Raw genomic sequence first — 13,984 nt, forward strand, 5'->3', positions numbered from 1 at the left:
GTTCACCGATGGCTAATGCCGCCAGTCTGCCGGATGTCTCGCATGCGCCGGATGGGCCGCTCGTCCGCCTGTCGGGCGTCGGCGTGCACCGGGCCGGACGCTGGCTCACGCGCAATGTGGATCTCGACGTCCGGCCGGGGGAGATCGTCACCCTGATCGGCCCGAACGGGTCGGGCAAGACGACGACGGCCAAGGTTGCGGCGGGGATCGTGCGGGCCGATGAGGGGCGGGCGGAAACCCGTCGCGGGCTTCGGGTCGGCTATGTGCCGCAGAGGATCCAGATCGACTGGACCCTGCCGATCACGGTGCGCCGGCTGATGACCCTGACCTCCCGACAGTCCGCCGCGGAGATCGCGGCAGCACTCGACGCGGTCGGCATCGCGCACCTGGCCGAGGCCGAGGTCCAGTCGCTGTCCGGCGGCGAGTTCCAGCGCGCCCTGCTGGCCCGGGCCATGGTGCGCCGGCCCGATCTGCTGATCCTGGACGAACCGGTGCAGGGCGTCGATTTCACCGGCGAGGTGACCCTGTACGGCCTGATCAAGCGCATCCGCGACGAGTCCGGCTGCGGCATCCTGCTGATCTCCCACGACCTGCACGTGGTCATGGCGGAGACCGACACGGTGGTCTGCCTGAACGGCCATGTCTGCTGCCGGGGCACGCCGCAGACCGTGGCGGAGAACCCGGAATATCTGCGGCTGTTCGGTGGCCGCGCGGCGGGAGCGCTGGCGGTCTACCGGCACCAGCACGACCACACCCACCTGCCGGACGGCCGCATCCGCAACGCCGACGGATCGATCACCGACGGCCATGCCCATCACCATGACGGGCACCACCACGGTCATGCGCACGAGGGGCACGGATAGGGCCATGCTTGACGATTTCTTCGTGCGCGCCTTGCTGGCCGGGATCGGCGTCGCGCTGACGGCCGGTCCGCTGGGCTGCTTCGTGGTGTGGCGGCGCATGGCCTATTTCGGCGACACCATGGCCCATGCCGGCCTGCTCGGCGTCGCCCTGTCGCTGGTGCTGCAGGTCGCCCCGGTCTTCGGCGTCTTCGTGGTGGCGGCGACGATCGCCGGCGCGCTTCTGCTGCTCGACCGGCGCGGGGCCTTGTCGACCGACGCGCTGCTCGGGCTGCTGTCGCATGGGACCCTGGCGGTCGGGCTCGTGCTTGTCGCGCTAATGACCTGGGTGCGGATCGACCTGACCGCGCTGCTGTTCGGCGATGTGCTGGCGGTCGGGGTGACGGACATCGCGCTGATCTGGGCCGGGGGCGCGGTCGTGCTGGCCGGGCTGTTCTGGTTCTGGCGGCCGTTGCTCGCCGACACCGTGCATCCGGACCTGGCGGCGGCCGAGGGCATGCACCCGGAGCGGGCGCGGGCGGTGCTGATGCTGCTGATGGCGCTGGTGATCGCGGTGGCGATGAAGGTGGTGGGCGTGCTGCTGATCACTTCGCTGCTGATCATCCCTGCGGCGGCCGCGCGTCGGCTGGCGGCGACGCCGGAAGCGATGGCGGTGCTGGCGGCCCTGACCGGCGTGCTGGCGGTGGTTCTCGGCCTGTTCGCCTCGCTGCAATGGGACACGCCTTCGGGGCCGTCGATCGTGGTGGCGGCGATCCTGCTGTTCGGGGCGGGCCTGGCACTACCGGCACTCCGCCTGGGCCGGTAGGGCCGGGGAGTGCGAGTTTAGAAGGAGCGGCCGGTGCACGGGCCGACCCAGTCGGTTCCCACCATCACGACACGAAGCACCCTTCCAGCCGGCCGGTATCGGCCTCGCTGTTGTCGTCGAAATACCCCTCCCGGGTCGCCTCGCCCCGGTCCGAGGTGAAGCGGACCCGGACCCGGCCCTCGGCGATCTCGTCGGTGGAGACGACCGTCGGCGCGAAGCCGGCGGTGTCGTCCAGGTCGATGGTGAAGCCGAAGCTGTCGCCCGGCGCGAAGCGGCTGAACCGCAGGGTCAGCAGGCTGTCGCCGTCGGTGACGTCGCTGCGGTCGGCGATGACCGCCGTGCCGGTCGCCTCCTCGAACGGCTGATACACGCTGAGCCCGGCACCGCGTTCGGTGACGTCGAAGATGACCCGCCCGCGCGACGGGCCGAGATCGATCTCGACCTCGGTGACCGACCAGCCGGGATCGCTGGTGTTGGTCAGGGTGAAGCGGTCCGCCGGCGCGCCCTCGCTGAAGGTCGCCACGAGACGCGGACCGCAGGCATCGGCCAGCGCGGTGCCCGGGAGAACCAGCAGGCAGAGGCTCAGAAACAGGCGCATGCGGCCCTCGCGATCCAATCCGGCTCTCAGCTAGATGGATCGACCGGCGCGCCATGCAACCCCATTCGCGGTTATGGTAGTGCCCCGGGTATGACCGTCCGCACTACCGCCGCTCTGCCTTGGTTCGGACGCCGCTCAGCCGGCCTTGATCCGGTCGACGAAGGTCGAGACCTGCGACTTCAGGCCCTCGAACTCGCGGTTGAGCTGACCGATGGAGTCGGACACCAGACTCACATCCGCGCCGGTCTCCCGGGAGAGGCCGCTGACAGACTGGATCGTCGATACCGTGCGCTCCACGCTGGTCGCGGCCTGCTGAGCGCTCTCCGAGATCTCCCGCGTCGCCTGACCCTGCTGGTCGATCGAGTCGGCGATGGTCGTTGTGATCTCGTCGACCTCCCGGGTGGACTCGGCGATCATCCGGATCGCATCCACCGCGCCGGAGGTCGCCTCCTGGATCGAGCGGATCTGCTCGGCGATCTCCTCGGTCGCCTTCGCGGTCTGGGTGGCGAGGCTCTTCACCTCGGACGCCACGACGGCGAAGCCCTTGCCGGCATCGCCGGCCCGGGCCGCCTCGATGGTCGCGTTCAGCGCCAGCAGGTTGGTCTGCTCCGCGATATCCTGGATCAGGGCCACCACATTGCCGATCTTCTCGGCGCCGGCGGCCAGGCTCTCGATCTGCTCGTTGGTGGCCTGCGCCTTGGCGGTCGCATCCTTGCTGGTCCGGGCCGACTGCTCGACCTGGCGGTTGATCTCGGCGATCGACGCGCTCAGCTCGTTGGCGGCCATGGCGACCGCCTGGACGGCGGCGTTGGTCTCGTCGGACATGGAGCCGACGGCGTCGGTCTCCGACACCATGCGGGAATTGCTGGACACCAGCCGGTCGGCGGTGCCGCTCATCTCGTTCGCCGCCGAGGACACGCCGTTGACCACCGAGCGCACGGAGGCGTCGAACTCGTCGGACAGCTTCACCATCGCGGCACGCCGTTCGGCGGCGGCGGCCTCCTGGGACTTCTCTTGCTCCTCGCGCAGGCGCTCCACCTCCCCGGCGTTGCGCTTGAACACTTCGACCGTGCCGGCCATGGAGCCGAGTTCGTCGGTGCGGTCGGTGAACGGAATGTCGGTGTCCAGCTTGCCGTCGGCCAGCGTGGTCATGGCCGTCGACAGGCCGCTCAGGCCGCGGACGACGCTGAGGGTCACCCAGGCGATCAGCGGCAGGATCACCAGCAGGCCGACCACCGCCATGATGACGGACATGGTCCGGGCGTCGTCGACCGCCAGCTGGCTCTCTTCAAGCCGTTGTTCCAAGGCGGTGTTCGCCCGGTCATACACCGTCGTCAGGGCGGCCGCGAACCGTTCGCCGGCACCGTCGATCACATCGTCGATCTTCGCGAAGGCGGCATCGTCGGCATTGGAGGCGATCGCCTCGGTGAGGTCGACCTTGATGGCTCTCGCCAGGGCGGCGAAATCGGCGTCCAGGGTCGAGGCCTGGCCGCTTTCGCCGATCTCCCCGGCCAGGGTGGCCACCGTCGGAATGCTCTCGGTGATGAAGCCGGTCGTGTTGGCGATGATCTCGGCCCGCTCCGGCTGGATCTGCCCTTCGGCCTTGTCGATGATCGAGTCCATGGCGGCTAGAAGCAGCTCGATATTGGCGAGCCGGACATCGGTGAGCACCGCGACCTTCTCCCGCATCGCGCTTACCGCCGCCGTCTTGGTCTTTACGGTGTCGGCCGAGTTGAACTGGATCGCGCCAAGGGCGGCGATGACGATGACGACCAGCGCCGCCAGAACGACCATGCGGTTCTTGAGGGACCAGCTTTTGAGATTGAGCATGTCCACCTCCTTTCGATGAGGTGAACATGGTTAAGGGGGCATCCGTTAATATGAGATGAATTTGGTGCAAAGATTGCCGTCGGGCAAAGCCCGAAGGGGTGTCGCCGGTCGCGACACCCCTTGTGTCGGGGCCGCCTTGAGCCGCTGGGTCAGGCTCCGAGCGCCTTCACCATGACCTCCGAGAAGCGCCGGGTGAAGGCCTTCGGGTCGCTGACCGGCTCGCCTTCCAGAATACGTGCCTGCTCGAACAGCAGGTGGGCGGCGTCCTCGATGCCGTCGGTCCTGCCGTCCTGCACCAGCTTCGCCAGACCCTTGATCAAGGCGTGGTCCGGATTGACCTCAAGCACACGCGGCGCGGCCTGGTCGAGCTGCTTATGCTGGCGCAGCATCCGTTCCAGGTTCATGTCCATGTCGGTCTCGTCGGCGACGAGGCAGACCGGGCTCTCGGACAGACGGTCGGTGGTACGCACGTCCTTCACGGTCGCGCCCAGGGCCAGCTTGACCGAGACGATCAGGCCGTCGACCAAGCCGGTATCCTTCGCCTCGTCGTCCTTGGTCTCGGCGTCGGACTTCTTCTCCGCGTCGCCCGACTTGATGGCGGCGAGGTCGGCGCCGCCGCGGGTGATCGACTTGAGCGGCTTGCCCTTCACCCCGTCGAACATGGTCTGGACCCAGAACTCGTCGATCGGGTCGGTGAGGAACAGGACCTCCACGCCCTTCTTCACGAAGCCTTCCAACTGCGGCGAGGCCTTGGCGGCGGCCTCGTCCTCGGCGGCGATGTAGTAGATCGCCTCCTGGCCCTCCTTCATGCGCTCGATATAGCCGTCCAGGCTGGCCAACTCGTCGCCGGCGGTGGACTTGAAGCGCACCAGGTCGAGCAACGCCTCCTTGTGCTCGGCGCCATCGGCGTACAGCCCTTCTTTCAGTACCGCGCCGAAGTTGCGCCAGAACTCGGCATAGGCCTCCGGTTCCTTCTTCGCCTTCTTGGCGAGGTCGCCTAGCACGCGCTTGGTCAGCGCCTTGGAGATGGTGGCGACCACCGGATTGTGCTGCAGCATCTCGCGGCTGACGTTGAGCGGCAGATCTTCGCAGTCGACCACGCCCTTCAGGAAGCGCAGCCAGGAGGGGACCAGGCCTTCGATCTCGTCGGTGATGAAGACCCGCTTCACGTAGAGCTTCACGTGATGGCGGCGCTCCGGGTGGAACAGGTCGAACGGGCGCTGCGACGGCACGAAGAGAAGGCCGTGGTACTCGATCCGGCCTTCCGCCTTCCAATGCACCGTCATCCACGGGTCGTCGAAGGCGTGGCCGACGTGGTGATAGAACTCCTTGTAGTCGTCGTCGGAGATCTCGCTCTTCGGGCGGGTCCACAGGGCCGAGGCCTGGTTCAGGGTGTCCTCGTCCTCGCCCTCCACGAACACCACCGGGAACGGGATGTGGTCGGAATAGGTGCGCACGATGGTCTGAAGCCGCTGCTTCTCCAGGAACTCCTTGGCGTCCTTCTTGAGATGCAGGGTGATGATGGTGCCGCGGGTCGCCTTCTCCGCCGGCGCGACGGTGTATTCGCCAAGCCCGTCGGAGGTCCACAGCCAGCCCGTGCTCTCGCCGGCCTTGCGGGTCAGGACCTCGACCTTGTCCGCCACCATGAACGCCGAATAGAAGCCGACGCCGAACTGGCCGATCAGGCTGGTGTCCTTCTTGGCGTCGCCGCTGATCTCGTCGACGAAGGCCGACGTACCGGAGCGGGCGATGGTGCCGAGATTGTCGTGCAGCTCGGCCTCGGTCATGCCCACTCCGTTATCGGAGAGGGTCAGAGTCTTCGCCTTCTCGTCGGCGGAGATGCGGATCTTGAAAGCGCTGTCGTCGGCGGTCAGATCCGGATCGGAGATCGCCAGAAAGCGGAGTTTGTCGCAGGCATCGGCGGCGTTGGAGATCAGCTCGCGCAGAAAAACCTCGCGCTCGCTGTAGAGCGCGTTGGCGACGATGTGCAGAAGCTTCGAAACTTCGGCTTGAAAAGATCGTGTTTCGGCAGCCATGGCAGTGGGTCCGTTGTTGCTATTGTCGACTGTCAGGACGGGACCGAGATATGGCCGATGGGTGACGTCTGCAAGACCTTCTCTGTGCCGGCGCCCATATGTGTTATGCCGAAGCCTGCATAGACCCGAGCCCGTTGTAGATCTCCCCCATGGTTCTCGCCTCGCCCGCCGCATCCGTCACGGCCGTCCTCGGCCCGACCAATACCGGCAAGACCCATCTTGCGATCGAGCGGATGCTCGGTCACCGCGACGGTGTGATCGGGTTTCCGCTGCGTCTGCTGGCGCGCGAGAACTACGACAAGATCGTCGCCCGCAAAGGCCACCGCGCGGTGGCCCTGGTTACCGGCGAGGAGAAGATCATCCCGCCGGACGCACGCTATTTCGTCTGCACCGTGGAGTCGATGCCGTTGGATCGGGCCTTCGAGTTCCTGGCGGTGGACGAGGTACAGCTCGCCGGCGATCCGGAGCGCGGCCATGTCTTCACCGACCGTCTGCTGCATGCGCGCGGTCTCGAGGAGACCATGCTGCTCGGATCGGAGACGATCCGCCCGCTGCTCAAGCGCCTGGTGCCGGAGGCCCGGTTCGAGACCCGGCCGCGCCTGTCGGAGCTGAGTTATTCCGGCCTGTGCAAGATGACCCGCCTGCCGCGCCGCAGCGCGGTGGTCGCCTTCTCCGCCGCCGATGTCTACGCCATCGCCGAGGTCGTCCGCCGACAGCGCGGCGGCGTGGCGGTGGTCATGGGGGCGCTGAGCCCGCGCACCCGCAACGCCCAGGTGCAGATGTACCAGGAGGGCGAGGTCGACTATCTGGTGGCCACCGATGCGATCGGCATGGGCCTGAACATGGATATCGACCATGTGTTCTTCGCCTCGGACCGCAAGTTCGACGGCCGTTTCCCGCGCCGGCTGCGCGCCGCCGAACTGGCGCAGATCGCCGGACGGGCCGGCCGCCACATGAACGACGGCACCTTCGGCGTCACCGGCAACTGCGCGCCGCTGGACGACGAGGCGGTGATGGCGATCGAGAGCCATACGTTCGATCCGCTCAAGCAGCTTTCCTGGCGCAACACCCGCCTGGACTTCTCCACCATGCGCGATCTGAAGCGCTCGCTGGAGGTCTGGCCGGAGCACGATTTCCTCTCGCGCAAGCGCGACGGAGAGGATCACGAGGCGCTGGAAGCCCTCTCCCGGACGGAGGAGGTGGCGGCGCGGGCGAACGGTCCGGCCCGTATCCGGCTGCTCTGGGACGTCTGCCAGATCCCGGACTTTCAGAAGCACCTGACGGAAAGTCATGCACGCCTCCTCGCGCAGGTGTATCTTTACCTGACCGACGCTGAGGAGAAGCTGCCGAGCGACTGGGTCGACGGCCAGATGAGCCGTTTCGACAGGACCGAGGGCGATATCGATACCCTGATGGGACGTATCGCACATATCCGCACTTGGACCTACATTACTCACCGAGGGGACTGGATTGACGATGCCGGTCACTGGCAGTCTAGGGCGCGCGCGATCGAGGACCGGTTATCGGACGCGTTGCACCAGCAGCTCACTCTAAGGTTCGTCGATCGGCGGTCGGCGACTCTGTCGCGGAAGCTGAAGGGTGGTAAGGAGGATATATTGGCGGGCGTATCCGGCGACGGGACGGTAACGGTCGAGGGGCATCGTGTCGGGCATCTGGAAGGGTTCTCCTTTCAGCCCGACGCCGCGAATACCGAGGAAGAGAAGCAGGTGATGACGGCGGCGCGGCGCGTCCTTCCGGACGAGATCGCGCGCCGGGTCTCCCGGCTTGAGAGCGATCTGGACGAAGTCTTCCGTCTGGATGGTCATGGCGTGTTCTTCTGGCGGGGGACCCCGGTGGCCGATCTGGTCGCCGGCGACGTGCCCTGGCGCCCGGACGTGCGCGTGCGCGAGAGCGACATGCTCGAGCCGCCGCAGCGCGACCGGGTGCAGAAGCGCCTGCGCACGTGGCTGGAAGTCCATCTGGAGGCTGTTATCCCGCAGCTGCTGCAGCTCGCCCGCTCGGATCTGTCCGGCGGCGCGCGCGGCATCGTCTTCCAGGTGCTCGAGGGTCTAGGCAACGCGCCGGCCGAGGGCCTGCGGCCGATGGTCAAGGAACTGGACGATCAGGGCCGCAAGGATCTGGCCCGGGTCGGCATCCGTCTCGGCACCGAGAATCTCTACATTCCCCAACTGCTGAAGCCGAAGCCGGTCGCTCTGCGAGGCCTGCTCTGGTCCGTGTTTCACGGTCGCTTCCCCGAGGAGGGACTGCCGCCGGAAGGCCGGGTTCAGGTGGTGCGCCGGCCGGAGACGCCGACGGAATACGACATCGCGCTGGGCTACCAGCGGCTCGGCGGCCGGGCGATCCGCATCGACATGGTCGAGCGCATCGCCGCCCTGATCCGTCAGGCGGCCCGCAACGGCCCGTTCGCGATCAACCCGGACATGCTGTCGCTGGCCGGTGTCGATCACGAGACCTTCACCGCCATTCTCAACGACCTCGGCTACCGCAAGGTGGGTGAGCGTCCGGCGGAACAGCCTGCGGCGGAACAGCCGGTGGCGGATCAGAGCGCCGCGCCGGAAGATCAGGCGGCGGTCGCGGATACGGCTGCCGAGGAGCCCACACCGGGCGAAGCGGCCGAGACCCAGCCTGTCGAGACCCAGCCTGTCGATACGACCGCCGCCGATACGACCGCCGCCGATACACCGGCGGCTCCGGCCGAGGTGGAAGGGCCGGAGGCCGGATCCCAGCGCGCGGATGCCGAGGCGCCGGAAAGCGTCGGCGCGCCAACCCCCGAGGAACCCCCTGCCGGGGAACAGCCCGCGGACGCCGCGCCGACCGAGGTGCGGCCGGAAGCGGCGGAGACCCCAGCGGTCCCCGATGTGGCTCCAGCTGCGGGTCCCGAGGTCACGACCCCCGCGGAGCCGGTCGACGCGGCGGCTTCCGACGTCGCCGCCGAGTCGGCATCGCCGGACGATGCCGCGGAGGTCGCACCGGAGGCGGAAGCCGAGCCCGTGGTCATGGTGCCGCTGTTCGCGCGCCGCCGCCGCGAGGAGAACCGCCGCCCCCGTCCGAACCGGAACAAGCAGCGCCAGGGCGGCAACCGGCAGAACGCGGCCGAGGGTGCGCCTGCCGGCGAGGCCCGCGCCGACGGTAGACCTGCTCAGGAGAGGCCGGCCCAGGACCGCCAGGGGCAGGACAGGCAGGGGCAGGACAGGCAGGAGCGAAGCGGGCAGGGCAAGCGGCCCGACAACCGCTCGTCCCAGGGCAAGCCGCAGCACGGCAAGACGGCCCATGCCCGTCAGGGCGAGGGTGACGGCCAGCGCTCGGATCGCCGGCGTGGTGGCGGCAAGGGCCCGAACCGGCGGGACGGCGACCGCCGCGGCCGGGACGATCGGCCCCGGGTCCATACCGCCGAGCCGGAGCGCCGGGGCGAGATCGATCCGGATTCGCCCTTCGCCGCTCTCGCAGGCCTGCGCGACGCGATGCGCAAGAAGGACGGATGAGCGGAGACGGCGCGTCCGCTCCCGACGGCGCCGAGAGCCAGCGTCTCGACAAGTGGCTCTGGTGCGCGCGGTTCTTCAAGTCGCGTTCGCTCGCCAATGCGCTGCTGGCCGCCGGCCGGCTGCGGCTGGACGGCACGGTGGTGTCGAAGGCCCACCAGAAGGTGCGGGTCGGCGCGGTACTGACCTTTCCCCAGGGGCCGCATGTGCGCGTGGTGAAGGTTCTGTCCCTGGCGACCCGGCGCGGGCCGGCACCGGAGGCGCGCACCCTGTACGAGGATCTGGCGCCGATTCCGGAACGCAGTGCCGACCCCGCGGACGCCGCGCCGCTCAGGGCGAGCGGCCCCAGCCGGGACAGGGGGGCGGGGCGGCCGACCAAGCGGGACCGGCGGGCGATCGAACGTCTGTTGGACGATAGCGGCTCGGGCCGCTAGCCTCCGCGCGACACCGCGCCAGGGAGGTTACGCATGTCCACCACATCAGCGCCCATCGATGTCGACCGGGCCCGGGCCGAGACCCGGGGCTGCGAGGGCATGGCCCACCTGAACCATGCGGGCTCCTCGCTGATGCCGATCCCGGTCGCCGATGCGCTGATCGGCTGGCAGCGCGAGGAGGAGTTCCGCGGCGGCTACGAGACGGTCGACCGCTATCAGGACAAGCTGGAAAACTTCTATGACGCCACCGCGCGCCTGCTGAACTGCGGGCGCGACGAGGTCGCCTTCATCGAGAACGCGACCCGGGCCTGGGACATGGCCTTCTATGCCCTGGATCTCGGGCCGGGCGACCGCATCCTGACCACGGAGTCGGAATACGGCTCCAACATGATCGCCTATCTGCACCGCGCCAAGCACACAGGATGCGAGGTGGCGATCGTGCCGAACGACAGCCACGGCCAGATCGACGTGGCGGCCCTGGACCGCATGGTCGACGAGCGGGTGAAACTGATCTCGATCAGCCATGTGCCGACCGGCGGCGGGCTGGTGAACCCGGCGGCCGCGGTCGGCAAGGTCGCCCGCCGGCACGGCGTGCCCTACCTGCTGGACGCCTGCCAGTCGGCCGGGCAGATCCCCCTCGATGTCCGGGAGATCGGCTGCGACTTTCTGTCGGCGACGGGGCGCAAATACCTGCGCGGGCCGCGGGGGACGGGGTTCCTCTACGTGCGTGGCGACTGGATCGAGCGTCTCGACCCGCCGCTGCTCGACCAGCACGCCGCGGAACTGATCAACGAGCGCGAGTACGTGATGCGCGGCGACGCGCGCCGGTTCGAGAACTGGGAGTGCCATTTCGCCGGCAAGGCCGCCTTGGGGGTGGCGATCGACTATGCCCTCGGGTGGGGCGTGGAGGCCATCCGCGACCGGGTGCAGCCGCTCGCCCAGACCCTGCGCGACCGCCTGGCCACGGTGGACGGTGTCGAGGTGCTGGACGAGGGGGCGGAGAAATGCGGTATCGTCACGTTCCGCAAGGCGGGCGAGGAGGCCGATGCCATCAAGCGGCGCCTGAAGGCCCATCGCATCAATGTCAGCGTGTCCGGCGACAGCGGCGCCCGGGTGGGCTACGACCGCCGCGGGATCGGCACGGCGGTGCGGGCCAGCGTCCACTACATCACTCTGGAGCGGGAAATCGACGATCTGGTGCGCGCCCTCGGCACTGCCGGGTGACGCCCGTCAGGGCACGATCGGTCCAGATCGTAGCGATCCGAACCGATCGCGGTGATGTGCGGAACGGATCAGCCGCGCAGGACGACGCACAGATTGTTCGCCGGCATCTCGTGAATCGCGGTCGGTGCCAGGCCGGCCTCTGCCGCCGCCGGCAGGACGTCCCGCTCCAGATCGCGGATTCCCAAGCGCGCATCCTGGCGCCGCAGGTCGGCGTCGAACGCGGTGTTGCCGTCGCTCATCGATCGGCCGTCCCGGTGAAACGGGCCGTAGAGGATCAGCGGCGCACCGGGCGCAAGCCACCGCATCGCCCCGGCGAAGATCCCGAGCGCCACATTCCAGGGCGCGATATGGATCACGTTGACGCTCAGCATGCCGGTGAACGGGGCGCAATCCGCCACGGGCCAGGCCTCGACGTCCGCGGACGCGTCGAGCGCGCGGGGCGCCATCGGACGCGGCGCCGGCGGCGGCAGGACGGCCGTCCAGGCCGCGATGCTGTCACGACGCTCCCGGGTGGTCTCCGTCGGCAGCCAGCGGCGGGGATGCAGCGCCTGGATGAAGGCGGCGGCATGGTGTCCCGTGCCGGAGCCGATCTCCAGCACCGTGCCCGTCGGCGGCAATTCGGCTTGGAGGATGGCCAGGAGCGGCCGGGCGTTGCGCCGCGCCGCCGGCGCGTCCATGGCGCCATCGGGCGTCTCGGCCGCGATCACCGCATCGAACCCGATCCCGCGGGCCGGGGTCTCCCGACCTGCGTTGCCGGGTGTTGAGGGGGCTGACGGATCCATGATTGCAACCTATGTACTCACGATCCGGCAACGGGGAGCGCCGGAACCGGGAAGAGTATGACCCGGTCGCAAACTCGGAACCAGAATGGAACTCGCCCATGCTCGCGCGCCTGAAGGCCTTCATGAACAGCATCGACGCCGGCGGCGCACCCTCCGCCGCCCCGAAAGACGCCCTGGCGACGGCCGTGGCGGTCCTGCTGGCGCGGGCGGCCACCCTGGACGGCAGCTTCGAGGCGCAGGAGCGCGCGGTGGTCGCCGACCACCTCTGCAACCGGTTCGACGTGTCCCGAGAGGAGATCGACCGGACGCTGGACGAAGCCGTGAACTCCGCGGACGAGATGGTCGATCTCTACGGCCTGATCCGAACGGTCAAGGATCGTATGGACGAGGAAGGGCGGATCGATCTCATGGAAGCCCTGTGGGAGGTCGTCTATGCCGATGGCGAGCTCCACGACTACGAAGGCCAGCTCATGCGGCGGCTTTCCGGGCTGTTGTACGTGTCCGACCGCGAGAGCGGAGAGGCGCGAAAACGGGCGCTCGCAAAGCTCGGTCTTGAAGTTGGTTGACCGGCTACGCTAAAGAGCCACGTCAACCGCGCGCCGGAGACCCGCATGACCTACATCGTCAATGAGAAGTGCATTAAGTGTAAGTACACTGACTGTGTTGAGGTCTGCCCCGTCGATTGTTTCTACGAGGGCGAGAACATGCTGGTCATCCACCCGGATGAATGCATCGACTGCGGCGTGTGCGAGCCCGAATGCCCGCCCGAGGCGATTCTGCCGGATACCGAGCCCGCCGCCGAGAAGTGGCTGGCCTTGAACGCCGAGTACGCCGATATCTGGCCGAACATCACCCGCAAGACCGACCCGATGCCGGACGCCGACAAGCTTCAGGACGAGGCCGGCAAGTACGAGAAGTATTTCTCCGCCAACCCGGGCGAGGGCAGCTGACCGGCATCAATTTCCACGACGACTTTCGTCCGCGACTTTAAGACTCCGGTCACAAATATCTGATCTAATGGTGGCGTCGGTTAAGCTCGGGCCCTGCATGCGCATGCCTGCCTGTAAGCTACCATTCGCCGCGTTTTTGTGGTAAGGTTCACACGATCGCGCTGGTCGAAAAAGCCGACGAGGACCAGTGCACCCCCGCAAAACGTGGGACCATCTACGAAACGACCATATGTTTCGACCGTCTCTCGTGTTGATCGCGTGGTAATCGGCTGTTTGGGGAAGTCGATCCTTTGGATCGGCAAGTGATTGTTGTCTGTGTGTGGTGGGAGCAATTTCGGTGGCTAAAGAGGGCGGAATGGCAGAAGACGTGGAAAAATCACCCATGACAAAAAAGAACGAGTTCAACACTGGCGATTTTGTCGTGTACCCGACGCATGGTGTGGGCCTGATCAAGGGGACGGAGACCCAGACCATTGCCGGGACTGAGCTTGAACTGCTGGTGATCGATTTCGAGCAGGATCGCATGACCCTGCGCATCCCCCTGACCAAGGCCAAGACCAGCGGTCTGCGGCGCCTGAGCAGCCGCAAGCAGATGGATGCGGCGATCGCCAAGCTGAAGGGCCGGGCGCGCGTGCGCCGGACCATGTGGAGCCGCCGCGCGCAGGAATACGAGGCGAAGATCAATTCCGGCGATCCGGTGTCCATCGCCGAGGTGGTCCGCGACCTGCGCCGTTCCAGCAATCAGGCCGAACAGTCCTACAGCGAGCGGCAGATGTATCAGGCGGCGATCGACCGTCTCGCCCGCGAGTTCGCCAAGATCGAGAAGATCGACGAAGAGGCGGCGATCGACCGTCTCGAGAAGCTGATGGACGCGGCCTGATCCCGCCAAGGCAGCGCGAATCGGCCATTGTGATGCAACGGGCGGCCTTCGGGCCGCCCGCATGCGTTCCGGGGTGAGGCACATA

Annotated in this window: 11 protein-coding genes and 1 pseudogene; 8 read left to right on the top strand and 4 right to left on the bottom strand. The window is 67.7% G+C overall.

Features of this window, described 5'->3' with window-relative positions:
• Positions 1-8: 8 nt before the first annotated feature.
• Complete coding sequence (locus BLS34_RS22835) at positions 9-863, top strand: ATP-binding cassette domain-containing protein (protein ID WP_093154159.1); 855 nt, start codon at positions 9-11, stop codon at positions 861-863.
• A 4-nt stretch (positions 864-867) separates the two neighbouring features.
• Positions 868-1,665: a metal ABC transporter permease gene (locus tag BLS34_RS22840; RefSeq protein ID WP_028795121.1), complete on the top strand. Its 798-nt coding sequence runs from the start codon at positions 868-870 to the stop codon at positions 1,663-1,665.
• A gap of 64 nt (positions 1,666-1,729) precedes the next feature.
• On the opposite strand, the gene BLS34_RS22845 is transcribed toward BLS34_RS22840, so the two are convergent.
• The 3 genes and pseudogenes from BLS34_RS22845 to htpG form a co-directional block, all read right to left on the bottom strand.
• Complete coding sequence (locus BLS34_RS22845) at positions 1,730-2,263, bottom strand: hypothetical protein (RefSeq protein ID WP_093154161.1); 534 nt, start codon at positions 2,261-2,263, stop codon at positions 1,730-1,732.
• Between the two features lie 135 nt (positions 2,264-2,398).
• Positions 2,399-3,451: pseudogene (locus tag BLS34_RS26765) on the bottom strand (methyl-accepting chemotaxis protein); the annotation flags it as partial.
• Between the two features lie 791 nt (positions 3,452-4,242).
• A complete protein-coding gene (gene htpG / locus BLS34_RS22855; protein WP_093154166.1) occupies positions 4,243-6,129 on the bottom strand; it encodes a molecular chaperone HtpG in 1,887 nt (628 codons plus the stop codon).
• Positions 6,130-6,278: 149 nt separating this feature from the next.
• Between htpG and BLS34_RS22860 the strand changes: the two genes are divergently transcribed.
• The 3 genes from BLS34_RS22860 to BLS34_RS22870 are packed head-to-tail and all read left to right on the top strand — an operon-like array spanning position 6,279 to position 11,287.
• Positions 6,279-9,632, top strand: coding sequence for a helicase-related protein (locus tag BLS34_RS22860; RefSeq protein ID WP_093154169.1), 3,354 nt, complete (start codon positions 6,279-6,281; stop codon positions 9,630-9,632).
• A complete protein-coding gene (locus tag BLS34_RS22865) occupies positions 9,629-10,063 on the top strand; it encodes an RNA-binding S4 domain-containing protein (RefSeq protein WP_093154171.1) in 435 nt (144 codons plus the stop codon). Before BLS34_RS22860 ends, BLS34_RS22865 begins: the two co-directional genes overlap by 4 nt.
• Before the next feature lie 33 nt (positions 10,064-10,096).
• On the top strand, positions 10,097-11,287 hold the full coding sequence (locus tag BLS34_RS22870; RefSeq protein WP_093154174.1) for an aminotransferase class V-fold PLP-dependent enzyme: 1,191 nt from the start codon (positions 10,097-10,099) through the stop codon (positions 11,285-11,287).
• A 68-nt stretch (positions 11,288-11,355) separates the two neighbouring features.
• Here the strand turns inward: BLS34_RS22870 and BLS34_RS22875 are convergent, their stop codons facing one another.
• Positions 11,356-12,069 carry a DUF938 domain-containing protein gene (locus BLS34_RS22875; protein WP_245702140.1) on the bottom strand — a complete coding sequence of 238 codons (714 nt, stop codon included), beginning with the start codon at positions 12,067-12,069 and terminating at the stop codon, positions 11,356-11,358.
• A 98-nt stretch (positions 12,070-12,167) separates the two neighbouring features.
• On the opposite strand from BLS34_RS22875, the gene BLS34_RS22880 reads away from it, so the two are divergent.
• From BLS34_RS22880 to BLS34_RS22890, 3 genes are all read left to right on the top strand, one after another.
• Positions 12,168-12,635, top strand: coding sequence for a tellurite resistance TerB family protein (locus BLS34_RS22880; RefSeq protein ID WP_028795114.1), 468 nt, complete (start codon positions 12,168-12,170; stop codon positions 12,633-12,635).
• A 45-nt stretch (positions 12,636-12,680) separates the two neighbouring features.
• On the top strand, positions 12,681-13,019 hold the full coding sequence (gene fdxA / locus BLS34_RS22885) for a ferredoxin FdxA (RefSeq protein ID WP_093154179.1): 339 nt from the start codon (positions 12,681-12,683) through the stop codon (positions 13,017-13,019).
• 382 nt (positions 13,020-13,401) lie between these two features.
• Positions 13,402-13,899 carry a CarD family transcriptional regulator gene (locus BLS34_RS22890; RefSeq protein ID WP_028795112.1) on the top strand — a complete coding sequence of 166 codons (498 nt, stop codon included), beginning with the start codon at positions 13,402-13,404 and terminating at the stop codon, positions 13,897-13,899.
• Positions 13,900-13,984 lie beyond the last annotated feature (85 nt).

Source organism: Thalassobaculum litoreum DSM 18839 (assembly GCF_900102465.1).
Taxonomy (GTDB): Bacteria; Pseudomonadota; Alphaproteobacteria; order Thalassobaculales; family Thalassobaculaceae; genus Thalassobaculum; species Thalassobaculum litoreum.

Excerpts from the sequence above, each read along its gene's own strand:
- BLS34_RS22835 (WP_093154159.1), top strand. The coding sequence starts at position 9 with ATGGCTAATGCCGCCAGTCTGCCGGATGTCTCGCATGCGCCGGATGGG.
- BLS34_RS22840 (WP_028795121.1), top strand. The coding sequence starts at position 868 with ATGCTTGACGATTTCTTCGTGCGCGCCTTGCTGGCCGGGATCGGCGTC.
- BLS34_RS22845 (WP_093154161.1), bottom strand. The coding sequence starts at position 2,263 with ATGCGCCTGTTTCTGAGCCTCTGCCTGCTGGTTCTCCCGGGCACCGCG.
- htpG (WP_093154166.1), bottom strand. The coding sequence starts at position 6,129 with ATGGCTGCCGAAACACGATCTTTTCAAGCCGAAGTTTCGAAGCTTCTG.
- BLS34_RS22860 (WP_093154169.1), top strand. The coding sequence starts at position 6,279 with ATGGTTCTCGCCTCGCCCGCCGCATCCGTCACGGCCGTCCTCGGCCCG.
- BLS34_RS22865 (WP_093154171.1), top strand. The coding sequence starts at position 9,629 with ATGAGCGGAGACGGCGCGTCCGCTCCCGACGGCGCCGAGAGCCAGCGT.
- BLS34_RS22870 (WP_093154174.1), top strand. The coding sequence starts at position 10,097 with ATGTCCACCACATCAGCGCCCATCGATGTCGACCGGGCCCGGGCCGAG.
- BLS34_RS22875 (WP_245702140.1), bottom strand. The coding sequence starts at position 12,069 with ATGGATCCGTCAGCCCCCTCAACACCCGGCAACGCAGGTCGGGAGACC.
- BLS34_RS22880 (WP_028795114.1), top strand. The coding sequence starts at position 12,168 with ATGCTCGCGCGCCTGAAGGCCTTCATGAACAGCATCGACGCCGGCGGC.
- fdxA (WP_093154179.1), top strand. The coding sequence starts at position 12,681 with ATGACCTACATCGTCAATGAGAAGTGCATTAAGTGTAAGTACACTGAC.
- BLS34_RS22890 (WP_028795112.1), top strand. The coding sequence starts at position 13,402 with ATGACAAAAAAGAACGAGTTCAACACTGGCGATTTTGTCGTGTACCCG.